This is a genomic window from Weissella paramesenteroides (assembly GCF_036327715.1).
GTDB classification, from domain to species: domain Bacteria; phylum Bacillota; class Bacilli; order Lactobacillales; family Lactobacillaceae; genus Weissella; species Weissella paramesenteroides.
Genome location: NZ_CP130559.1, coordinates 990,914 through 1,015,495, shown reverse-complemented (window position 1 = coordinate 1,015,495; position 24,582 = coordinate 990,914). Strand labels below are relative to the sequence as shown.

The 24,582-nt window shown below is 36.3% G+C and carries 19 protein-coding genes and 1 other RNA gene; 13 read left to right on the top strand and 7 right to left on the bottom strand.

The window, feature by feature from the left end; all coding sequences use genetic code 11:
- Positions 1 to 175: 175 nt before the first annotated feature.
- From QRX23_RS04940 to asnS, 3 genes are all read left to right on the top strand, one after another.
- Complete coding sequence (locus QRX23_RS04940; RefSeq protein WP_330154884.1) at positions 176 to 3,007, top strand: helicase C-terminal domain-containing protein; 2,832 nt, start codon at positions 176 to 178, stop codon at positions 3,005 to 3,007.
- An 83-nt stretch (positions 3,008 to 3,090) separates the two neighbouring features.
- The gene (locus QRX23_RS04935; RefSeq protein ID WP_238698480.1) at positions 3,091 to 3,603 is read left to right on the top strand and encodes a cell wall elongation regulator TseB-like domain-containing protein; all 513 of its coding nucleotides are present in this window, start codon (positions 3,091 to 3,093) and stop codon (positions 3,601 to 3,603) included.
- A gap of 30 nt (positions 3,604 to 3,633) precedes the next feature.
- Entirely contained in the window at positions 3,634 to 4,929 is a 1,296-nt protein-coding gene (asnS, locus tag QRX23_RS04930; RefSeq protein ID WP_150222442.1) for an asparagine--tRNA ligase, read from the top strand.
- 182 nt (positions 4,930 to 5,111) lie between these two features.
- Here the strand turns inward: asnS and QRX23_RS04925 are convergent, their stop codons facing one another.
- Both QRX23_RS04925 and QRX23_RS04920 read right to left on the bottom strand, forming a co-directional pair.
- Positions 5,112 to 5,435 (bottom strand): DUF4236 domain-containing protein, encoded by a 324-nt coding sequence (locus tag QRX23_RS04925; protein ID WP_150222444.1) that lies wholly within the window; start codon positions 5,433 to 5,435, stop codon positions 5,112 to 5,114.
- A gap of 14 nt (positions 5,436 to 5,449) precedes the next feature.
- On the bottom strand, positions 5,450 to 6,196 hold the full coding sequence (locus tag QRX23_RS04920) for a hypothetical protein (protein ID WP_150222446.1): 747 nt from the start codon (positions 6,194 to 6,196) through the stop codon (positions 5,450 to 5,452).
- A gap of 763 nt (positions 6,197 to 6,959) precedes the next feature.
- Here QRX23_RS04920 and QRX23_RS04915 point away from each other — a divergent pair.
- The gene (locus tag QRX23_RS04915; RefSeq protein ID WP_150222449.1) at positions 6,960 to 7,700 is read left to right on the top strand and encodes a DnaD domain-containing protein; all 741 of its coding nucleotides are present in this window, start codon (positions 6,960 to 6,962) and stop codon (positions 7,698 to 7,700) included.
- A 171-nt stretch (positions 7,701 to 7,871) separates the two neighbouring features.
- Here QRX23_RS04915 and QRX23_RS04910 read toward each other — a convergent pair whose 3' ends face one another.
- Positions 7,872 to 10,181: a PBP1A family penicillin-binding protein gene (locus QRX23_RS04910; protein ID WP_150222451.1), complete on the bottom strand. Its 2,310-nt coding sequence runs from the start codon at positions 10,179 to 10,181 to the stop codon at positions 7,872 to 7,874.
- Positions 10,178 to 10,804, bottom strand: coding sequence for a Holliday junction resolvase RecU (gene recU, locus QRX23_RS04905; protein WP_131473576.1), 627 nt, complete (start codon positions 10,802 to 10,804; stop codon positions 10,178 to 10,180). The genes QRX23_RS04910 and recU overlap by 4 nt, the downstream gene beginning before the upstream one ends.
- 115 nt (positions 10,805 to 10,919) lie before the next feature.
- Between recU and QRX23_RS04900 the strand changes: the two genes are divergently transcribed.
- From QRX23_RS04900 to uvrB, 9 genes are all read left to right on the top strand, one after another.
- Positions 10,920 to 11,489, top strand: coding sequence for a DUF1273 domain-containing protein (locus QRX23_RS04900; protein WP_150222453.1), 570 nt, complete (start codon positions 10,920 to 10,922; stop codon positions 11,487 to 11,489).
- An 87-nt stretch (positions 11,490 to 11,576) separates the two neighbouring features.
- On the top strand, positions 11,577 to 11,993 hold the full coding sequence (gene gpsB / locus QRX23_RS04895; protein ID WP_330154883.1) for a cell division regulator GpsB: 417 nt from the start codon (positions 11,577 to 11,579) through the stop codon (positions 11,991 to 11,993).
- 24 nt (positions 11,994 to 12,017) lie between these two features.
- An RNA gene (gene rnpB, locus QRX23_RS04890) (RNase P RNA component class B) lies at positions 12,018 to 12,391 on the top strand.
- A gap of 103 nt (positions 12,392 to 12,494) precedes the next feature.
- The gene (locus QRX23_RS04885) at positions 12,495 to 13,628 is read left to right on the top strand and encodes a THUMP domain-containing class I SAM-dependent RNA methyltransferase (protein ID WP_150176458.1); all 1,134 of its coding nucleotides are present in this window, start codon (positions 12,495 to 12,497) and stop codon (positions 13,626 to 13,628) included.
- 35 nt (positions 13,629 to 13,663) lie between these two features.
- The gene (gene pcrA, locus QRX23_RS04880) at positions 13,664 to 15,943 is read left to right on the top strand and encodes a DNA helicase PcrA (RefSeq protein WP_330154882.1); all 2,280 of its coding nucleotides are present in this window, start codon (positions 13,664 to 13,666) and stop codon (positions 15,941 to 15,943) included.
- Positions 15,944 to 15,957: 14 nt separating this feature from the next.
- Entirely contained in the window at positions 15,958 to 17,985 is a 2,028-nt protein-coding gene (gene ligA, locus QRX23_RS04875) for an NAD-dependent DNA ligase LigA (protein ID WP_330154881.1), read from the top strand.
- A 40-nt stretch (positions 17,986 to 18,025) separates the two neighbouring features.
- Positions 18,026 to 19,219, top strand: a complete 1,194-nt coding sequence (locus tag QRX23_RS04870) for a CamS family sex pheromone protein (protein ID WP_330154880.1) — start codon at positions 18,026 to 18,028, stop codon at positions 19,217 to 19,219.
- A 102-nt stretch (positions 19,220 to 19,321) separates the two neighbouring features.
- Positions 19,322 to 19,957: a YfbR-like 5'-deoxynucleotidase gene (locus tag QRX23_RS04865; protein WP_040760127.1), complete on the top strand. Its 636-nt coding sequence runs from the start codon at positions 19,322 to 19,324 to the stop codon at positions 19,955 to 19,957.
- Between the two features lie 115 nt (positions 19,958 to 20,072).
- Entirely contained in the window at positions 20,073 to 22,088 is a 2,016-nt protein-coding gene (gene uvrB, locus QRX23_RS04860) for an excinuclease ABC subunit UvrB (RefSeq protein WP_330154879.1), read from the top strand.
- Between the two features lie 59 nt (positions 22,089 to 22,147).
- On the opposite strand, the gene QRX23_RS04855 is transcribed toward uvrB, so the two are convergent.
- The 3 genes from QRX23_RS04855 to QRX23_RS04845 all read right to left on the bottom strand — a co-directional run bounded on the left by QRX23_RS04855 (position 22,148) and on the right by QRX23_RS04845 (position 24,521).
- Complete coding sequence (locus QRX23_RS04855; protein ID WP_330154878.1) at positions 22,148 to 23,614, bottom strand: peptide MFS transporter; 1,467 nt, start codon at positions 23,612 to 23,614, stop codon at positions 22,148 to 22,150.
- 223 nt (positions 23,615 to 23,837) lie between these two features.
- Entirely contained in the window at positions 23,838 to 24,092 is a 255-nt protein-coding gene (locus tag QRX23_RS04850) for a hypothetical protein (RefSeq protein WP_002827174.1), read from the bottom strand.
- Between the two features lie 3 nt (positions 24,093 to 24,095).
- Positions 24,096 to 24,521 carry an HIT family protein gene (locus QRX23_RS04845; protein ID WP_002827175.1) on the bottom strand — a complete coding sequence of 142 codons (426 nt, stop codon included), beginning with the start codon at positions 24,519 to 24,521 and terminating at the stop codon, positions 24,096 to 24,098.
- Positions 24,522 to 24,582 lie beyond the last annotated feature (61 nt).

The following is a 24,582-nucleotide window of genomic DNA, read 5'->3' as shown; positions in this document are numbered from 1 at the left end:
GATTTCAAACTTAAAAGTTTTTTTAATCTTTAATTTTAAAATATTCTGAATAAGTAATTTTTAGATATATTTCATATGTTCAGGAAATAATTCGATACAAGTGTCGATAAATATTACACTGCAAATATGCTATAATCAACATAAGATTACTAAGAGAAAGTCGTGGTACGTTTCGATGCTAAATAAGGACATCTATGCGGTTGTCGACCTAGAAACAACCCGTACAACGAGCGAATCAGGTCGTATTATTCAAATTGCGATTGCGTTCGTACAAAACAAAAAAATAATTAATCAATTTTCAACACTCATCAATCCTCATGAATCAATTCCACGTAATGTCGTACAACTTACAGGCATTAATGCCGAAATGGTGGCAGGAGCCCCTTCATTTGAAGAGGTTGCTGAATCAATTCATACCATGCTAACTGGGACTATTTTTGTAGCTCACAATGTCAACTTTGATTTACCATTTTTAAACGCAGAATTTCAACGGATTGGCATGAACACTCTTAATTTAGTAGCAATTGATACAGTAACATTGAGCCAAATCGTTTGGCCAACCGCACCAGGGTTTAGATTAGTTGATTTAACTTCATATTTGGCATTGGTACATGGGCGGCCACATCAAGCAGATAGTGATGCACTAGCTACTGCAGAACTATTGATTCAAATTTTTAATCGTCTTGAAAGTTTACCAATGGTAACTTTACAATCCTTGGTTGACTTGCCATTGGTTCTACCTCAAAACACAAAAACGTTGTTTGAACAGGTTCTTACCAAAGCAAAAATCAAGCGACATCCGTTACCTAAACAGTTACAGGTAATCGATGGTTTGGCAATTCGTCGTTTTAGTGATCCTGAATCATTAGTTGCCAAGAAGAGTATGACTTATCCTGCAAAACGAGCAGCTAAGCAGCAACTGTATGGTAACCAGCTAGTTTATCGAGAGCAACAAGCAAAACTAATGAACGCTATTAATAATCATTATTCAGGTAGTTCGTTATCAGAAAAGCCTGGAGAATCTGCATTTGTAGCTGAGGCACCAACAGGAATGGGTAAAACATTAGGATTTTTGCTACCTTATGCATACCTGGCCAATCAAAATCAAAAAAAGGTGATTGTTACTGAACCAACGATCACTTTGCAAACCCAAGTAACAGAAACCGTCAATACAGTATTGCATGACATTCTACCATTTGAGGTACGTGCAGTTAGTCTGAAGGGGCGTCGTCAGTACTTGAATTTACAAAGCTTTAAACGTTCTTTACAAATTGATGAAGGTACAACATCCTTGCAATTTATTAAAGCGCAAATTTTAGTTTGGCTGACGGAAACAATGCGTGGTGATTTTGATGAATTGCATCTCATGAATGCGCAACAAAAATTCATTGCCAAGTTATCTCAAAATGCAAATAATCCTGCAGGATCTCCATTTTATGGCTATGAATTTTTTGATAGGCAATATGTCCTTGCACAAAATGCCCAATTCTTAATTGTCAACCACAGTTACTTAGCAGAATACGCCAATGAATTAGGGACTTCTGAGAATAAACCGTATTTAGTTATTGATGAGGCTCAGAATTTACCGGATGCTGTTCTAAACCAAAGCCGTCATCAGTTACCAATACAAACTTGGCTAGCACGAGTGCAAACTGCAATTAATCTTATCCTGCAAGATGCAAAACCAGCTGTTGGTGATATTTTAAGAAACATATTTGGTGGAAATCAATTAAAGAACAAATTACTTCGTGCACTAGAAATGCTGTCAGTTGAAATTCCACAATTGCAAGTTTCGTTGTATCGTCGCTTTCTATTAAATCAGAAGGCACCTGCAACACAAGGAACTTATGAAATTGCTTTAGCCAATAATGACTTTGCACAATTTTGGATTGATCAGAGTAACCACGTTCAAAGTATCCATAAGGGAGTTTCCGACTTAGAAGATGCTTTGCAAGAATTGCTGACACAATTTAGTGATACAAAGGGAGCATTTTCATTAGGTGAACGGCAACAGTTAGCTGACTTTCGTCGATTGATAGATAATATTAGCCAGTATGAAAAACAATTAACTACTTTTCAACAAGATTTAGTTGATTTTCCAGAGGCCAGTATCTTTTGGCTAACAGAGACCCAAAGTCATGATAGTAGTAATTTACAGTTAAGTGGTGGTCTACTGCATACTTTAAATTACTTTAAAGAGAAAGTGTATCCACACTTCATGGCACCCACAGTTATTGGGGCAACTTTATTTACATCAACCAAATCAGGATACTTATATGATCGTTTAAATTTGGATAAAGAGACTGCAACAGTCAGACATTACCCTGATATCTTTGACTTCAAAAATCAAGCTGATTTGATTATGGTGAAAAATGCACCTTTACCAACAGAAAAAGATTTTTCAAATTACTTAGCAAAACAATTGGTTGATGTGACAACATCTGTTAACCAAAACACATTAGTATTATTTAATTCATTAGATACTATTCAGCAAGTCTATAACCACATACAATCAAACAAAAAATTTCAACAAAGCTCATTAACTTTATTAGCTCAGGGGGTCACTGGTACACGAGGGAAGATAAAGAAGCGCATGCAATCTGAAAATGGACTTGTGGTACTTGGCGCTGCTAGTTTTTGGGAAGGCATTGATTTACCTGGTGATCAGCTCAGACTGCTTATCATAGCTCGTTTGCCATTTGATCGACCAAATACAGTACTACAAAAGGCTGAAGAGGCTGTCATCAGTTCAGAAGGTAAACAACCATTCTATCAAAGTACTTTACCCAAAGCAGTTTTGCGATTAAGACAAGGTATTGGTAGACTTATTCGGACACCTACAGATTATGGTGCAGTCATTATTTATGATGCTAGGATTTTGACTAAATCTTATGGCAAAACCTTACGTAAAATGATGCCATCTAACTTACCGCAAAAAGAAATGAATGATTATGAGGTATCTCTAGAGTTGAAGAATTTCTTTGATGAACATCATAAATATCTTTAATATGCCGCCAAACTTTGGTAAAGTAATAAGTGGTTTATTTTTACAGTGGGCAAAAACTATACACAACAAAGGAGCTTAGTAATATGGAGATGCGATCAACGGTACACGGACGCCGTGGTAAGCGGCTTCGACACTGGTTACTTGGCATTCTGATGTTTTTATTCATTATTTTGATTGGCGTATCAATATTGGGAGAAGCACAAAAACCTGTCGATACTGCTAAAGAACGTGTCACAAAAATTGCAAAGCAATCAAATAAGTTGACCTCTGTATCAAAATTTTATCGTATTTCTAGACAGAAAGTTTATTATAGTGCTGTTGGCGAAAATAAAAAACATCAGAAAGTCGGCGTTATTGTTCAAGGAAAATCAGATAAACTAACAACTATTAATATGACGGATGGTTTATCCGAAAAACAGGTTAGAAAGTTAGCAAACAAGCAATTTCATCCGAAAAAGGTAACGAGTATTGGTTTAGCACTTTATAAACAAGTACCTGTTTGGCAACTAACTTTTGTTGATAAGGACAATAACTTAAATTTTATTACCTATCAATTTTCAGATGGTAAACAAGTTCAAACGATTCGTCATTTATAAAAGTAACAAATAACAAGGGAGCTCAGGACAATGGAGACAATTCGCATTGAAGACGCGAAAAATTATGTTGGCCAAGAAGTACGTTTAGGTGCTTGGTTAAGGAACAAACGTGGATCAGGTAAAATGCAATTTTTGCAATTACGTGACGGAACTGCTTTTTTTCAAGGAGTTGTTGTAAAGTCTGTGGTTGGTGAAGAGATTTTTGCTAAGGCAAAAGCACTTTCACAGGAAACAAGCATGTACTTAATTGGAACAATTGTTGCCGATGAACGTTCACCATTTGGATATGAGATGCAAGTTAAGGATTTGACAGTTGTTGGTTCTTCAGAAAATTATCCAATCACTCCTAAAGAACATGGTACAGATTTTTTGATGGATCATCGCCATCTATATTTACGTCACATCCAACCATTTGCTGTCCTTCGAATTCGAAATACATTGATAGCAGCAACCTATGAATTTTTCAATAAAGAAGGATTTATTAAGATTGATTCACCACTTCTAACTGGATCTGCTCCCGAAGGAACTACTGAGCTGTTCCATACAGAGTATTTTGAGGATGACGCTTATCTTTCACAGACAGGTCAATTGTATGCAGAAGCAGGTGCAATGGCATTTGGTCGTGTTTTCACCTTTGGACCAACTTTTAGAGCTGAAAAGTCTAAAACACGACGTCACCTAACTGAATTCTGGATGATTGAACCGGAAATGGCATGGATGACACAAGAAGATTCTCTAAAAATTCAAGAACGTTATATTGCCTACCTAATTCAATCCGTATTGGATCGTAATGAGTATGAATTAGACCTACTTGGTCGTGATAAAGAACTATTAAAGTCATACACACAACTTCCATATCCACGTGTATCTTATGATGATGCAATTAAACTATTGCAAGAAAATAACTTTGATGTGAAGTGGGGCGTTGATTTTGGTTCTCCTGAAGAAACATTCTTAGCAAACCATTTTGCAAAACCTGTATTTATCACAAACTTCCCTAAGGAAATTAAAGCATTCTATATGAAGCGACACCCAGATCGTGATGATGTTGTCATTTCTGCCGATCTATTGGCTCCTGAAGGCTACGGTGAAATCATTGGTGGATCAGAACGTGATACTGACTTTGATTACCTAGAAAAGCGAATCAAGGAGCAAGGGTTGGATATCGATGAATACTCTTGGTACCTAGATTTGCGTAAATATGGTTCTGTACCACACTCAGGATTTGGTCTGGGACTTGAACGTGCAGTCACTTGGATTACTGGAGAAGAACATATCCGTGAGGCGATACCGTTCCCACGTACTATGAACCGTCTTTGGCCATAAACTAAATATAAATACTATTAAACCGCTATGAATGTTGTTAAATCAACGCTTGTGGCGGTTTTTATTTGTTCTGCAAAGTTCTTTAATGTACTGTGAAATACTGTAATATTCCCACAAATTCCCACAAAAAAAATCCAGTGAATTAACACTAGATTTCGTTAAAAAACGGGATGTTTTTCATTTTACAAATATAAAATCCCGATAAACATAATGATAAACGCAATTATAATTATCAAATATGTTGGAATTCTTTTCTGAGTTGCTATTGAAACATTATTTTTCTCAATAGAGTGCAATTTAGATCTGCTCTGTATGGTTTCATGTTTTGAACTATCTTTCACCCATGACATTCCTGAACCAGGGATTGATGTGGTAGCCCTTGTTCCACCGTTTGCCTTTTTTGTGTAACGGAATCCTTTTCCGCCAACACTCCAACCAACACCAGACTTACTTACATTTATTCTAAACGGTCCAAAATTTTTACTTTTACGATATCTAAAACCCATTTGTATGCCCCTTATTAATGTGCTACTTCCCAATGATAACCTGGATCAAGAGGTAGGCCAGGTCCTTTTATATGGCTATGTCCTTTGCGTGTTTCCCAGGTGTAACCATTTTGAATTTCCCAATGACTACCTGTTTGAACTCCACCTCCATTATTTGTACCTGTAGTAGTGGTATCATTTTGTGTTGCAACTTGTGCAGTAGCTTGAGCTTGCCTGTTAGATTCAGCCACACTCTGACTTTGTGCGATACTTGCAGAAACAGATGCAGCTCGTTGTTCAGAAGCAGCAGCTATAGAACTGGCAGTACTTTGTGCTATTCTTTCAGATTCTGATTTAGATGATGCGATTATGCTTTCAGATTCTGCCTTTGAAGATGCAGCGATACTTTCTGATTTAGCTCTAGATGATGCAGCAGCTTTTTCAGACTTTTCAGATTTAGCTTTTGCTTTTTCAGACTTTGCTTTTTTAGATGCTAACCGTTTTGATTCAGAACGAGAAGCTGCTAATTTAGCAGCTTTTTTAGATGATTCTTTAGCCGCATCAGCCTTATGTTGCTTAGCAGTTTGTGCTTTAGCCGTTTCAACAGCTTGTGTGTTATCAGAGGCATCGTAATTCGTAAAACCTATACCCATAAATAATATGAACAGACTAGCAAATATGACACCAGTCGTTTTTAACTTAGACTTAGATTTACGTTCAGAAATACCTCTCCAGAATATCCATGCGCCCAAAACAAGGATTACCCAACCAATAAATACCATAATGCTACTTCCTTAACAGCTTTTAACGTGGATCATTATTGCACGTATATTGCTAATGGCTCATCAAAATGCATCAGTTAATTTGAAATATTCATCAATCTAATATTCTTGATACGAATTAGCTATAAAATCTAATCTTAGAGTAATAGTTACATCATCATTAAAATTCATTCTCCCGTAATTTTAAATCTATATACTCGTCGTTTTTTTCTTAATTATTGGAAATATTTTTAGTCTAAGACAAAATGTTAATTTTCCGACTATTTATATAAATAGCACATTTTTTATAAACTATAATTATAAAACTATTTTATAACAAGAAACAGATGAAAGATATATTTAAATAATATAATTATCATGAGTTATTTTTGACGAAGTTAATATCTATGGTTATCAAGGCTGGTGAATCTTAATTATTCGTAAAACAAAAAATCTTAATAACTGGATACAAAACATTTTGGTAACTAAGTTTCTCTGAGTACTGAAAAACATTCTGTTTATTGCACAAATTAAATGGCATACTCAAGATCTTGTACTACATACTCAAGATCTTGTACTAAAGGAGAAGTTAATTAATATTTAGTTCCATCATCTTTGAACAAAATTTTAAATACTATTAAGACGCCACAAACGTTGATAAATCAACGTTTGTGGCGGTTTTTGTATTTCTAAAAGCTTTAATTTGTACTTGAAGTTAAGTATTCATTGTCACATTCGACTATGGTATGCTTATAATTGATATTTATTAAGAGGTGACCGAAAAATGAAAATTGATCAGGATAAATTACTAACATTTTTAAATAATGGTCATACAACATTAGATAATTTTTTGCTATTACATTACCGAGAAATTGGTATGAATAATGAAGAATTACTAGTATATATTCAAACAAAAATGGGAATCGATAAAGGAAATTTCGAACCTAGTACTGAATTAATTAGCCAGACAATGGGCTGGTCAGCTAAAAAAGTTTTTTCATATTTAGATGCCATGCGTAAAAAGGGGTTAGTAAACTTTAAAAGTCGTCATGCTAGTGATGGCAAGGTGACAACAGAATTAGACTTTAATCCACTATATTTAGCATTATTAAATATAAAATCAACAGAAGGACACGCAGATGAACGTGTTAATAATCAAGGTATTCCTAATATAGATAAACAACAAACGCAACAGGCAGATATTTACAATTTAATTGAACAAGAGTTTGGGCGTCCTTTAAGTCAGATAGAAATTGAAACTATTAAGCAATGGTTTGATATTGATCATTTCGATCCAAAGTTTATTAAAGCTGCTGTTCAAGAGGCGGTGTTAAACTCAGCACTCAATTTGCGGTATATAGAAACCATTCTTGTATCTTGGCAGAAAAAGAATTACCATTCACTGAATGACATCAAAAATGAAAGACAAAAATATCGTCAATATAAACAATTGCAAGCTGATGAAATTGTCGATATCCCAACTGATGTTGATATTTTAAATACTGATTGGGATAATCTTAAATAGAAAATAATCACCGACTGAGTTAAGAATAATCTTAGCTCTTTTTTTTGTTTTAAATTTATAATTTAACGTATGCATTAGGGTACAAAAAACTGGTCGGAAAATCTGGTTTAACACCACAATTTTTCCGACCAGTCAGTCATTTAAACTTTATGCAATTTTTTTAAATCTATCTTACTGTGAGTTGCCATTACCATTATTTGACGATGGTTGACTTGGCGTACTTGATTCCTCAGAAGTACTACTGTTCTGTGGTTCTGAAGAAGAAGTTGACTCATCAGAGGACGATGTTGACGCTGATGATGAGGAACTACTACTTGATGATACACTTGAACTTGAAGATGGCTCCGAACTAGTACTTGATGACGAACTAGATGAACTACGTGATGAAGAAGATTTAGATGAAGAGCTCTTAACAACTTGACTGATTGTATCTTCAGAAGAAGTATCGGCACCAACAACTGAATACTCTTTCACACCGTTAACTGTTGTACTCTTTACAGTACTTGGCATGGTCCAATCTGAACCATCAGCACCACTACCTGACATAATATAATCCATCAACGCCTTGTATACACGAAGAGGGGTAAACTGCTGTTCACCAGCTGCTAACGAATGTCCAGTTTCGTTTGGTTGATCGTAACCAGTCCAAACGGAAATTGAAGCTGCTTTTGTGAAACCAGTAAACCAGGCATCTGAGGCAGAGGCATCTGGCATATTCAATGAATCATCATAAGCTGTAACACCAGTCTTACCAGCTTGGGCATAATCTGATGTGTTAATAATCTTAGCATATGAATCAGTAATAACTGACTTCATCATATTAGTTAACATAAATGCTGTTGATGATTTCATTGCAGTGGTTCCTGAATTTTTAAATTCTTTTACAGCACCACTTTGATCAGTGATTTTTGAAATATACTGTGGCTTATAATAAGTACCACCATTATCGAAGGCGGCAAATGCTGCCGCTTCTTGTTCACTTGATACATCAATACCAATCGCACTTGATGCAACTAACTTGTTACTCTTAATTGGAATCCCCAATTTATTTAAGAAGGCAGATGAATTATCATAGCCGACTTCCTGCAATGTCTTAATAGCCGGAATGTTTCGTGAAAGGGCAAGAGCCTTACGCATGGTTATTTTTCCGAGATAAGCACGGTCAGCATCATAAACAGAAGTATTTGTACCAGGATAAACATAAGCTGAATCATCAACAGTATGATTAGTTGACCAACTTAGATTTTCAACCGCTGGTCCATAGTCAACCAGTGGCTTAGCAGTTGATCCTGATGAACGGTTTGTGTTCGTTGCGCGATTTGTTCCTTGTAAGTCACTTTGCTTACGACCACCAATTTGGGCCATAACTTCACCATTATTTGGATTAGTAACTGTCAAACCTACTTGCATCAAGTCATCTGTCCATGAGACATAATCATTCGTATTAGTAATATCGTAGGCTCGTTGTTGAACGTCAGGATCTAGATTTGTCTGTACGACCAAACCATCTTTGTTCAAGTCATAACCTAAGCTAGTCAATTTATTACGTACAGATGTAATATAGGCATCATCAACCTTAGCATTTTTATCTTCTGAATCAACTGCTGCGTGTTCAGCAGTTAAACCATCTTTGATTGATGTCTTACTATATTTTGTAGCATCAGCTTGAGAAATGACATGGTTATTCGCCATTGCCTTTAATACATTATTTCGACGAAGAGTGGCACCTTTAGGATTAGTATATGGGTCGTAGCCAGAAGGTGATTGAGGTAGACCAGCAAGTAATGCCATCTGTGGTACCGTCAATTGAGACAGATCCTTGTTAAAGTAATATTGTGCGGCAGTTTTCATACCATACACACCATTACCCATGTAAACTTTATTCATATAAAGAGTTAAGATCTGGTTTTTTGAATATTGCTTCTCTAATTTCATTGCCAACCAAGCTTCTTGTGCTTTACGCTTAATCGTTTGGTCACTGGCATTTGTTGAAAAGACAGTTAATTTAATTAGCTGTTGTGTTAGCGTTGAACCACCTTGTAATCCTAAAGATGAACCGGTTACGTTAGCAAAAGCTGCGCCTAAGATACGACGAGGATCTACACCATGATGCTTATAAAAACGTCGGTCTTCAATTGAAACAACGGCCATACGCATTTCCTTTGGAATTTCACTCTGTCTTGCCGTTTCTCGTTTTGAACCAGTTGTATAAAATACATTGCCATCTTTATCTAAGAATTTAGTTTGTGAAGTTCCAACTAGTGCGGCATTCGTGACCTTAGGAGCGGAAGATGCGTAATAAGCAAATAAACCTGCACCAGCAAATCCACCAACCACAAATAAAATAACAAGCGTCCAGAAAGTGTATTTCAAAACACGCTTTACTTTAGAGCCGGATTTTTTAGGTTTCGGCTGCGTTGGCCGTTTGTTATTTTTCGTGCTGTTACGTCCTCGTTCAACACGTGACATTTCTTCTGTCATACTAAGTTATCTCCTTTTTGTTCACGTCGTGCTAGTAATTTATCCACTGCCGTTAAATAAGGAGTAGTAGGGTTGATTCCTTGTGCAATCAACTCACCTGATTTAACAACTACTTCATATGGAATGGACTTTCTACCAGTTTCCTTATTATCCCAATATTGAAAAATAAGATCTGCCCACACGACATAAGTTTCTTTTAAAACCGAAAATCTAATTATCATAAACGCTAAGCCGTGTTGTGTAACAATAGATTTTAAATGTTCGACTTGATGGTCATGAATATTATTTAATGGAAACGAACGTTTATGGGTTGTTTCTTTTGCATCAAAGTCAATATAATATCCTTTGTAGATACCATTGTAATCTGTTGTAGAGGCTTGACGAAAATATGCCTCTGTAATTTTGGCTGCAGAACGAGCCGGATAACTAACATTAACAATTTGAATTGGTGTTGGTTTCTTATGGATAACTGCCTGTCCAGTTGCTAAGTAATAGTTATTCGCTGCGTTGATATCAGCCTCTAAAGACATTCCTCGATTACTTTGCGAACCACCTTGACTGACTCTTGGTTGTTTGAAAGATCTGTTATCAAAGGACTGTCCGTTCGGATAATTAAAAGCCATGACGAACTCCTATAGTTAAACTTTATCTTTGTTATTATACCAAAAGTAGCGCAATAGTGACAGGTTCCATAGATTTGTCAAAAAATGTCAATTATAGAAAGGTGTATAAAACTTAATGAATCGGATTTGGATAACCGGATTTCGAAGTTATGATTTAGGTATTTTTAATAATAAAGATCCAAAATTAGCCATTATTAATTTTGCCCTAAATAAACTTTTGACTAACGCTATTTATGATAATTGCAATTGGCTCATCACTGGTGGGCAACTTGGCATTGAACAGTGGGCAATAGAAGAAGCATTGCGCTTAAAGCAAACAAATTTTCCAGACTTCCAAATTGCTTTGATGACACCATTTTTAGATTTTGGAAAAAACTGGCAGGAGGGCAAACGGGATAAATTGACTTCTTTAAAGCAAGCTGTCAACTTTAGTAGTTCAGTATTTGCTTCAAATTATGAAAGTCCAAAACAATTACAAGCTTATCAAGAATTTATGTTAAACCATACAGATAGAGCGATTATTTTTTATGACCAGGAGGCAGAATCTTCACGTGCTCGATTTGATTACCAAGCGATGAAAAATTATGCATCAAACCACAATTATCCGGTCATGTTAATTGATTTAGATCGCCTACAAGACTATGCTGATGAATACCAACTTGAAAAATCTGACTATTTAGAATAATAAATATTATTTTTTACATAACTAATTTTGTCATCTCTAAAGAAAGCTGGTAAACTAGGATAAGAAGAAAACTAAGGAGTGCAAGTGATGGAAAACGTGCAACATACTCGTGAAGAAATTCTAAACAAGGATTTTAAAAAAACTCGTATTGGTACCGGATACGATATAACAGATGTCGATGCTTATTTAGATGAGATTATTTCTGACTACCAAGCCTTTCAGACTAATATCAATGAATTAAATAATCAAAACCAAAAACTAAAAGATCAAGTTGCTGAGTTAACAAAACAAATTTCAGCAGCACCAACGTCAACGCCGAAAGCATCGCCTGCTCCTGCTGTTAATACAAATATGGATATTCTTAAGCGCTTGTCAAATTTGGAACGCCGTGTATTTGGTGCTTCATCGGATCAATTTAAGAGAAATCAAGAAAAAATTGATGACAAACCTGAAGAAGTAGAAGATGTTATTGTGAAAGAAAGTAGTTCACAATCCGTTGAATAAGTGTATAATGGTTATTCGTGATGTGTTGGTGGGTAATTGCGTGTGGCTTATGCTGCATGAGGAAAGTCCATGCTCGCACTAACTGTGATGTTAGTAGTGTTCGCGCTAGCTGAAAAAATAAGGCTAGGCATTCAATTAAATTGAATGACGGCCAGTGAAAGATCTAAGGACTTTGTCTATGATCTAGTAACTGTTAAGGTGCCACAGTGACGAACCATCAAAGAAATGCGATGGGTGGAACGCGGTAAACCCCACGAGCGGGCAACCCAAACTTTGGTAGGGGCGCTTGACCTAACAAAAAGAAGTGATGGTCGGGGAAACAGAAATGTTTGAGATAGATGATTACCACCAAATAAAAATTGCCAACTTTTATTTGGAACAAAACATGGCTTACAGCTAATACATCAGGCAGCCGACGTCCTTGTGGCGTCGGTTTTCTTTTTGCCCAAATTTTTAATCTCATTTATAATGAAAAGTATCAACTTGAAAAGAGAACGGAACATGAAAAACTTTAAACTTATGGCAACAATGGGTGCTGGTATGGAATCACTAGTAGCCCGTGAACTAAAAGAAATGGGGTACGCAACAGAAACAGAAAACGGACGAGTTTTTTTTGATGGTACTGTTGAAGATATTTATCGAACAAACCTATGGTTGCGCGTTGCTGATCGAATTAAAATAGTTGTTCAAGAGTTTGATGCAAAAACTTTTGATCAATTATTTGAAAAAACAAAATCATTTCCTTGGGAAGATTTACTTCCATATGATGCTAATTTTCCAGTAAATGGACGATCAAAAAATTCAATATTACATTCCGTTCCAACTGTACAGGCAATTACTAAAAAAGCAATTGTCAAGCGTCTATCCGAAGCTTACCATACTCATAGTTATCTTCCAGAAACTGGACAACGGTATGTTTTAGAGACGGCCATCGACAAAAACCACGTTATGATTACACTAGATACAACGGGTGATTCATTATTTAAACGTGGTTACCGTACAGAAAAAGGTGGGGCTCCCTTAAAGGAAACTATGGCTGCAGCACTAGTAAAATTAGCACATTGGTTCACGGATAACCCATTTGTCGATCCGACAACTGGATCAGGTACAATTGCTATTGAAGCGGCATTAATCGGACGTAATATTGCACCTGGTTTAAATCGTGAGTTTGATATTACTGATTGGGACTGGTTTGATAAAAATATTGGTCAAACCTTAAAAGCACAAGCACGTAGTATGATTAATTTTGATGAACCATTAGACATAACTGGTTATGATATTGATGAAAATATGATTGAGATTGCTAAAGCTAATGCCGAAGCTGCTGGAGTAGGTGAGGATATTACCTTTAAACAGTTAGCTGCAGCAGATTGGTCAACTGACAAAATTAATGGTGTCCTGGTTGCTAACCCGCCTTATGGTGAGCGTCTAGGAGATGAAGAGGCTGCTCGTAAACTGTACAGTCAAATGGGACATATCTACAACAATATGCCAACTTGGTCTAAATATATTTTGACATCAGATGAAGAATTTGAAACCGCATTTGGTAAAAAAGCAACAAAAAAGCGCAAATTGTATAATGGTGCATTAAAAGTTGATTTATATCAATATTGGGGTAAAAAAATTCGCAATTAGTTAGACAATATTTGAAATTCGAGAGGAGACATACTATGAATCCGTTACTTGCGGGTATGAATGATAAGCAAGCTGAAGCTGTTATGACAACAGAAGGGCCACTATTAATAATGGCTGGTGCGGGTTCTGGAAAAACACGTGTGTTAACGCATCGCGTCGCTCATCTAATACAGGATTTGGATGTTTTACCTTGGCGTATTTTGGCAATCACTTTTACCAATAAAGCTGCGCGTGAGATGAAAGAACGTATTAGTCAGCTTGTGGACGAATCAGATGCCGAAGCTGTTTGGGTATCAACTTTTCACGCACTGGCAGTTCGTATTTTACGTCGTGACATTGATAAGCTAGGTTATCAAAAGGACTTTTCTATTATTGATGCAAGTGCCCAGCGTACTTTAATAAAACGAATTTTAAAAGACTTCAATGTTGATATTGAAAAATATGCTCCTCGTTCAGTATTAGGTGCCATTTCTAATGCAAAGAATGCGATGGAAGGGCCTGAAGAATACGTCAAAAAAGCAACAGGGCCATTTGAAGAAATTGTCGGTAAAGCTTATAAGGAATATCAACACCGTTTAGCCTTAGCCCAGTCACTAGACTTTGACGATCTGATTATGCTTACAATAGAGCTATTACACAAAGATCAAGAAGTTCTTAGTTATTATCAAGAAAAGTTTCTTTATGTGCATGTTGATGAGTATCAAGACACGAATGATGCACAATATGAGTTAGTAACGTTACTTTCAGCAAAACATCGTAATTTAGCGGTTGTTGGGGATTCAGACCAATCAATTTATGGCTGGCGTGGTGCAAACATGCAGATTATTCTGAATTTCAGTAAAGAATATCCTGATGCCAAAACAGTCATGCTTGAGCAAAATTACCGATCAACACAAACAATTCTTGACGCTGCCAATGCAGTGATCCGTAATAACAATGAACGAATTGCTAAAAAACTTTGGACTAATAATGGTGAAGGTGAAAAAATCACATACTATCGTGGTCAATCTGATCGTTCAGAAGCCCTCTTTGTTATTAAAGAAATTCGTGATGCTGTTGATACACAACAACATGATTATAAAGATTTTGCTATTTTATATCGAACAAATGCACAATCGCGTGGGGTTGAAGAGGCGTTGGTAAAGGCCAACATGCCATATACTGTCGTTGGCGGTTCAAAATTCTATGATCGTAAGGAAATACGTGATGTTTTGGCGTATTTGTCATTAGTAACAAATCCAGCTGATAATGAAAACTTCTTACGCATTGTTAATGAACCAAAACGTGGTATTGGTCAAACTTCACTAGAGAAATTACGCCGATTTGCGCTAGAAAACAATTGGACACTTTTGGATAGTGCGGCTAATGCGACTTTAATTCCTGGACTTTCTGCAAGAGCAGCTAATAAACTAACTGATTTTGCTAAAATGATTTCAGACTTTATCAAACAAATGTCATTTGATTTAAGCTTAACTGATTTAACAAAATCTATTTTAGAAAAATCTGGCTATGAAGCCCAACTCAAAAAGTCCCCTACACCAGAAAACGAAGGACGCCTTGAAAATTTGTCCGAATTTTTATCAGTCACAGAAGAATTTGATAAAAACTATGAACCAAGTGATGAAAGTATCTCAAAGTACGTTGACTTTTTGGGGGAGCTAGCATTAGTTTCTGATTTGGATAATGTTGACGAAAATAGCAACAACCAGATTACACTAATGACACTTCATGCTGCGAAAGGATTGGAATTCCCTGTGGTATTTCTAGTTGGTATGGAGGAGAATATTTTTCCATTATCAAGGGCAGCCGCAGATGATGATCAGCTTGAAGAAGAACGTCGTCTAGCCTATGTGGGTATTACGCGCGCAAAAGAAAAACTATTTCTAACAAATGCTTATTCAAGATTATTATATGGACGGACAACCAATAATCCTGCGTCAAGATTCATTGATGAAATTGACGCAAAGTTAATCGATGAAAAGTATGATGGTTCTGGTTTCCAATCTTTGAATCGTGAAAGAGATCTACCATTCAGTAAACGTTCCGTTCCGGCACAAGGAGTAACATTTAGTGGCCGTAAGCGGCAACAACTTGTTCAGCTCACTAGTCAATCAAGACCAAACGTCACAAATACTGGTGCTGAAAAGAAGGATTGGGTAATTGGTGATGCCGTTCAACATAAGAAATGGGGAATTGGCCATGTCATCAAGATTACGGGAGATGGCGAAGATAAAGAATTAGACATCGCTTTTCCAGATCAAGGCATTAAACGACTATTAGCTGCCTTTGCTCCCATTAGTAAAGTCGAAAAATAGACAGGAGATTATTCATGACTGAGGTTGCTCTAACAGACCCTACTGAAGCTGCTCAACAAATGGAAAAGTTACAATTGCAGCTACAACAATGGGCTAAGGAATATTATGAAAATGATTCTCCAACTGTTGAGGATGCTGAATATGATAAAGTTTATAAACGTTTACAAGAACTTGAAGCAGCCTTTCCAGAATTAGTCAATCCAGACTCTATTACACAACAAGTTGGTGGTCATAAAACAAAAGCCGAATTACCTAAGGTTGAACATGACGTTCCCATGTTATCTTTGGGAGATGTTTTTTCAATGGATGAATTAACCAACTGGATGGTAAACACACAAAAATCATTTACAGAAGAACTAAGCTATAATGCGGAGTTAAAAATAGATGGTCTAGCAATTAGTTTGGTCTACCAAGAAGGATTGTTAGTCCAAGCTTCCACACGTGGTGATGGTAATGTTGGTGAGGATGTAACTAGTAATATTAAGTATGTTGATGACATCCCCCAAAAATTAAGTGAACCGCTATCTATTGAAGTCCGTGGTGAGATTTATATGCCCAAAGAGGCATTTGTCTCATTAAATGAAAGCCGTGAACGAGATGGTTTGCCAACATTTGCAAATCCACGAAATGCAGCAGCAGGATCACTTAGACAATTAGACCCGCTTATTACAAAAAAGCGTAAACTATCCGCATTTATGTATCAGGTAGTGGATGCACCACGGTCTTTAAACATTAAGACGCAATCTGAATTGTTAATCCGATTAAGTCAATTAGGTCTACCTGCAAACAATACAAATGCTGTTGTTACGAGTATGACAGATGTTGAAAATTATATTGTTTCACAGACAAATCATCGTGATTCACTTTCATATGGTATTGATGGTATTGTAATTAAAGTAAATAATTTAAGTTTTCATGAAGAACTAGGGAATACAGTAAAAGTGCCAAAGTGGGCAATTGCATACAAATTTCCACCAGAAGAAGCAGAGACAATCATTCAAGGTATTGAATGGACTGTCGGACGCACTGGGGCTGTTACACCTACTGCAGTGATGAACCCTGTTCAACTTGCAGGAACAACCGTGTCTCGTGCTTCACTCCATAATGCTGATTATTTACAAGCAAAAGACATTCGAATTGGTGATACGGTAACCCTGCATAAAGCTGGTGACATTATTCCTGAGGTTGGGAAAGTCATTATTGAACGACGGCCAGAAGATAGTGTACTTTACGAATTACCAAAAGAATGTCCTGCCTGTCATCAATCACTTGTGCACGTTGATGGAGAGGTTGCATTAAGATGCATTAATCCAGCTTGTCCTGCACAAGTACAAGAATCATTAACCCATTTTGCTTCTCGAAATGCGATGAACATTGACGGACTAGGTCCTAAAATTATTTCACAATTACTAGCACATGGATTAATTACTAAAGTTACTGATTTATATCGATTACAATATGATGATTTAATTAACTTAGATAAGTTTGGTGATACAGCTGCAAACAATCTATTAAATGCTATTAACTTATCAAAGAATAATTCTGTAGAACGTTTACTATTTGGCTTAGGTATACGAAACGTTGGGGCAAAAGCTGCTAAAACAATTGCCACAAAGTTTGGTAACCTTAAGGCAATAGCTGAAGCAACAGCTGATGATATTGCTAAATTACCAGGTATGGGGTTAACGATTGGCGATAGTGTTGCACAATACTTTGCTACAGAGCAAGCACAGCAGCTATTAAACGACTTTATAGAACTTAAGGTCAATACAGAATTTACTTCTCAAACAGCTGTAATCGATAATCCAATGTTTTCAGGCAAAAAAATCGTATTAACGGGTTCGCTATCACTATTTTCAAGACGTGATGCATCTGCATGGTTAGAGTCTCAGGGAGCTATTGTGGCCAGCTCAGTTTCGAAAAAAACTGACTTACTAATTGCTGGAGAGAATGCTGGTTCTAAACTCACAAAAGCCCAAGATTTAAATATTGAAATTTGGTCAGAAAAACAATTGCGTGATACTATGGATAATAATGAATAAATTTCTAAACTAAATGGTTTAGATTAAAAGGAGAACACGTATGCGTGCAGTAAAATGGCTTTCTGCCATTGGTGTTGTTGCGGTGTTAATTGCAGCACTAGTTTTCTTTGGAAACTTTTTTTCTAAAAACTCTTCTTCAGTTTCAAATTCAAATAGTGGCAAAACAACAACCACGGCAACAAAATCAAGTTCCAAAAAGGGAATTCAAATAACCGAAAAAAATAACAACTCTTCTTATCAGACGGTGATAAAGAATGGTCGATATTTGACGAGTAAGGCTAGAGGTGTTTCTGCAACTCAACAAAATAACACATATGACCAAGTTAGTTTTGAAAATGGTTTACAGGATTTCGCAAAGGAACACTTTAGTACATCAAAATATATTTTCCAAGAGGGACAATACTTAACAACTGATACTGCTAATAATTGGCTAGATCGTAAATCAGATAGTAATCCAACTGGCTTAAATCCAGTAGATAATGGTAAAACAGATAGCAGTCGTAATCCAATTTACTTACAGACTATCGAAGAACAAGACTTTATGACTAAAGAGGGCAGCAATCTAAAGTTGAATGGTATTGTACTTGGTTTAGCTATGAATACACAGGATGTTTACCAAAAGGAACAATATGGTGCTAGCTATACACAAGATATAAATAGTGCCGATCGTATTCAAAAAGGTAAAGAAATGGCCAGTGAAATTGTCCAAAGATATCGTAAGATGAGTGGTATTAGTAATGATATTCCAATCTACGTTGCTATGTATGCCCAATCAAAGGATGACTCACTAGCAGGTGGTAACTTCTACAGTTGGAACGTCTCAAAGTCAGGTAATACACTTGGTAATTGGACCGACATAAATGATCAGACTGTTGTATTACCAATGCAGACCGGAACTGGTGATGAAAAATCAGTTGCGACAAAATTGAATACAAGTTTCACTAACTTCTCAGATAATATTCAAAGCTTTTTCCCTAATTTGTCTTCTGTAACTGGACAGGCATCTTATGAAGGAAATAATCTAAAGGGCTTGATTGTTGATGTCTCAACGCAATTCTACTCAGCAACTGAAATAGAAAGTTTTGCTAATTATATTGCTCAGAGTGCACCAAATTATCTACCTAAGGGCGTACCAGTAAAAATTAAAATAGAAGCATCAACGGGTATGCAAGCATACTTAATTCAAGGAGCAAACGATAGTAAATATAAAGTTACTATCTTAGGTTCATACTAATCGCAATAAAAGAGTCACAGAAATGTGGCTTTTTTTCTTGCATTTCTATACATTTAACAGTAGTATGGTAAAAATATATATTTTATGAGGAGGCATATACTAATGGGAATGCACCAATATTTGTCAGGTTTGAATGAGCTAGAGATGATTACTCGGGCACCTGGATATTTTAAATATCAACCACATTCAGTTGCTGCTCATTCTTGGAAAGTGGCTGAGGCGGCTCAATTCCTTGGAGATATTGAAGAGGCACATGGCAAAGAAGTTGATTGGCGTATGTTATACGAGAAGGCGTTGAATCATGATATCACGGAACGTTTTATTGGTGATATTCGAACTCCTGTAAAATATGCATCATCTACATTAAGACATATGCTGGCAGATGTAGAAGATACACTGTCTGATAACTTTATTCGGACTGAAATACCTGAAGAATTACAAGAAGTTTACACTCGTCGTCTTCATGAGGGTAAGGATGATACATTAGAGGGCCGAATCCTCTCTGTTGCCGATAAGGTCGACCTATTATATGAGGCATTTGGTGAACTTCAAAAAGGCAATCCCGAACCTGTCTTTACGGAAATTTATAAAGAAAGTCTCGAAACTATCTTTGCTTTCCGTGATATGCCAAGTGTGGCCTATTTCATTAAAGAAGTATTACCTGAATTACTAAATGAACATTTCCCTGGTTCAGAAAAACTACAACGTATTTACATTGGTATTTTTAATGCTGACTAGTCTGTTATAATGGCGTTAGAAAGTAGTTTACAAAGTAGCATTAACAAGGGCAGCTGCAGAAAATAAACTGTCTCAGCTGCTCTTTTATTTTTAGCTAGAAAGCAGGATATCTATAATGATTAATCGTCATACTGATAATGAATACGAATTAGTTTCAAAATATCAACCAACCGGCGATCAGCCTGAAGCTATAAGAAAGTTAGTTAATGGTTTAAAAAATGGTATTAAAGAACAAATATTACTGGGCGCAACCGGGACTGGAAAAACCTTTACCATTTCGAATGTTATTGCGCAAACGAACAAACCAGTTTTAGTACTATCACACAATAAAACTTTAGCAGGACAATTATATGGTGAATTTAAAGAGTTTTTCCCTAATAATGCTGTGGAATACTTTGTTTCATATTATGATTACTACCAGCCTGAAGCTTATGTACCATCATCAGATACCTATATTGAAAAAGATTCATCAATTAATGATGAAATCGATAAGTTACGTAACTCGGCCACTGCTTCGCTATTAGCTCGAAATGACACAATTGTCGTCGCCTCAGTGTCATCAATCTTTGGTTTAGGTAATCCAGAACAATATCATGATCATGTCATTAATGTTCGAGTAGGAGATATTCTAGAAAGAAATGACTTAATGCATCGACTAATCGACATTCAATTTCAACGGAATGATATCGATTTTCAACGTGGCCGTTTTCGCGTTAGAGGAGATGTTTTAGAAGTATTTCCAGCATCATCCGATGCCAAAGCACTAAGAATTGAATTTTTTGGTGATGAAGTCGACCGTATTCGCGAAATTGACTCGCTTACTGGAGAAATAACTGCTGAGTTGGACCTCGCAACAATATTCCCAGCAACCCACTTTATGACCAATGATGCGATACGTGATCGTGCTTTAAAAACAATTCAAGCAGAGTTAGATGATCAATTACAAAAGCTTGACAAAGATGGCAAATTACTTGAAGCACAACGGTTGAAGCAGCGAACTGAATATGATATTGAAATGATTAGAGAGATGGGCTTCACGACAGGAATTGAAAATTATTCCCGTCATATGGATGGTCGACAGCCAGGCGAACCACCTTTTACACTATTAGACTTTTTCCCTGATGATTTTATTATTATCGTGGATGAATCACATGTTACCATGCCACAAGTTCGAGGAATGTATAAAGGGGATCGTGCGAGAAAAGAGACCTTGATTAACTATGGGTTCCGCTTGCCTTCAGCATTGGATAATCGACCATTACGTATTGAAGAATTTGAAAAACATGTTAACCAAATTATTTATATGTCAGCGACACCAGGTGACTATGAAAATGATCGTGTGCCTGAAACAGATGTTGCACAACAAATCATTCGACCAACTGGTCTATTAGATCCGGAAATTGAAGTACGTCCAGTAATGGGACAAATCGATGATTTAATCGGGGAAATCAACAAACGTGTTGACAATGAAGAACGTGTTTTTGTTACAACTTTGACCAAAAAAATGGCTGAAGACCTAACTGACTACCTTGAAGATGTTGGTATTAAGGTTAAATATCTACACTCCGATATTAAAACATTAGAACGTACCGAAATTATCCGTGATTTACGTCTTGGTAAATTCGATGTATTAGTCGGTATTAATCTATTACGTGAGGGAATTGATGTACCTGAAGTTTCATTAATTGCAATTCTCGATGCTGACAAGGAAGGATTCTTGCGTAACACACGTTCCTTAATTCAAACGATTGGGCGTGCTGCCCGTAATGAAAATGGTCACGTCATTATGTATGCGGACTCAGTCACTGCTTCAATGCAAGCAGCAATGGATGAAACTTCTCGGCGCCGTCATATACAAATGCAATACAATGAAGATCATAATATTACACCGCACACGATTAAGAAGGCCATTCGTGATTTGATTTCGGCAAGCCATGAGGTTGATAATCAATCTACCGAGAAGGGTAGCTTTACCGATGTTGCCTTTAAAGATATGGCACGTGATGATCAGAATGCAATGATTGCAAATCTTGAAGATCAAATGCGTTCTGCAGCCAAACGTCTTGATTTTGAAGATGCCGCTAATCTCCGTGATGCAGTCATGGAATTAAAATTACAAATTGGTAAGTAAACAATAAAGTGCTCCATAATCGTTAGAGTTTTATATCTAACAATTATGGAGCACTTTGCTTAATTAGCTTCACTTAAACTATCATTCAAAATTTTTATTTTTTTGGTTGCAATCCAAAGCAATAACCCGGCTAACAAAGTAATAAGTCCAATAATCAAAAAGTAAGCAATTTCAGTATTAGGTGCATATAGCTTGACTAATTGTGCATTGGCTGCTTGTGCAGTTGCATCAGATAGGTTCCAAACGGTTAACATTTGTGCTTGGAATGCGACAGGCGCCATCTTGGCTGATGCTGATAAACCAACTGGAGAAATTAACATTTCACCAATTTCAACTAATGCCCAAGAAGCCACTAACCAAAGCGGATTAAAATGATTATTTACACCAAATAACATCCCTGGGAAAGCCATCCAAACATATGACAAACCTGCAAATACAAGTCCCAAGGCAAATTTTACGCCCGTTGCGGGTTGTTTATCACGTAACTTCTTTGACCATAGCCAAACGAAGAAAGGCGTAAATAGCATAATAAATAGTGGGTTCAATGATTGGAACCAAGAAGCCGGAATGCCATGAAGCGCTGTTTGGTTTGAGGCAAATAGCGCCAAAACAACTGATCCCTGTTCTTCAATGACCCAGAACAACATTGCCGCAATAAATAATGGAATATACGCAACAACTTTACGTCGCTCAAACTTAGTTGTCTTACTTGATGTTAACATGACAACAAAATAAGCAATTGGTACAAGGATAGCAACAGCCGTTAATAGGTTAATAATTGAATTAATATTCAACGTGCCTGTCATGTGTAAAATAGCTAAGATTAACAGAATGACAATAATTCCCAGTCCAACTTTCCAAATTAATGATTTGATTTCTTCGGGCTGCAAAGGTGATGGTGCTTTTTTTGAAACATTATTTAAATGTTTCCGTCCATCAATTGTATATTGAATCAGACCAATAAACATTCCTATAGCAGCTAATGAAAAGGCAACATGGAAGTTGACATGTACTTGAAACCACCCTACTAAAATAGGAGAGACAAAGGAACCTAAATTAATTCCAAAAACATAAATCGAGAAACCAGCATCTCGGCGCTCATCATCGGCATCGTATAGATTTCCCACCATTGTCGCAACATTTGGTTTCAATAGACCAGTACCTAAGGTAATTAAGAAAATCGAACAAAAAAGACCAGTTGTTCCCAAAGGCATTGATAGGGCAATGTGACCAAACATAATGAGAACACCACCATAAAATACCGTTCGCCAAGATCCTAAAATACGATCTGCTAGATACCCACCAATGATACCTGATAGATAAACCATCGAGCCGTAAATAGACATAATTGCCGCACCAGTGACGGCATTAAATCCCAAACCACCTTTATCAGCGGCGTATATCATATAAAATAATAGTATGGCTCGCATACCATAGTATGAAAAGCGCTCCCACATTTCAGTAAAGAACAAAGTCATTAAACCTCGTGGTTGACCAAAAAATGAGGCACTATCTTTCTGATTCATCAAAAAAACCTCACTTCACATCAAAAAATGTGCATATTTATTCTAAAAAACGAACGTTTGTAATTTTACGCTTATTCAAAATGAAAATCAAATACATGATTGTCTATCATATTTGGCAATAAAAAAGATGATCACACCACTGACTTGAAGTCGGGAGATTGATCATCTTAAATACTTTCCAAGAGACTGAAATTAACTGTTTCGCTCTCTTCGGTATGTCTATTCATTTTTGCTTTTTGGGAAAGTTAGCTAAAGATTCCGTGATGCGTGTTTGTGCTTCATTAATACGTTCAAGATGAGGTTTATTTTTAAAATCCAATTTTTTAAGTTGACCTTGCAAGTCATTGACCAAAGAATTAATGCCATTTAAAGACTCTTGAATATCTGAAACTGATTTTTTTATATCATTAACCGAATCTTTTTCGTATTTAATAGCATCTTTCAAATCGTGGAATCGTATTTTTGCTTTTTCAAACATAAATTAATCCTTTTCAAATTGTGCTGCAATTTTTTTTGCGCGTTCTTGATAAATTGTGTCAGTCATTTTTTCACTATTGTCAACAACAGGAATATCGAACTCATCATCAATATAGCGGGGCACTAAATGGAAGTGTGAGTGAAAAACAGATTGCCCAGCTGCTTCACCATTATTATTGATGATGTTCAATCCGATAATTTTATCATCACTTGCTTTGATAGCACGAGCAATTTTAGGCAAAATACCCAATACACGTGCAGCTAGTTCGTCATCATATTCATAAATATTAGCAACATGTTTCTTAGGGACAACCAGTGTATGCCCAGGTGTTGCTTGCGTTAAATCTAAAAATGCAAGTACATCGTCATCTTCATATACTTTATATGAAGGAATCTCACCATCAATTATCTTATCAAATACATCTGACATCTTAATATTCCTCCTCTAACATTAACTTCATTATACAGTTAATTATAATTCCTGTCTGGTA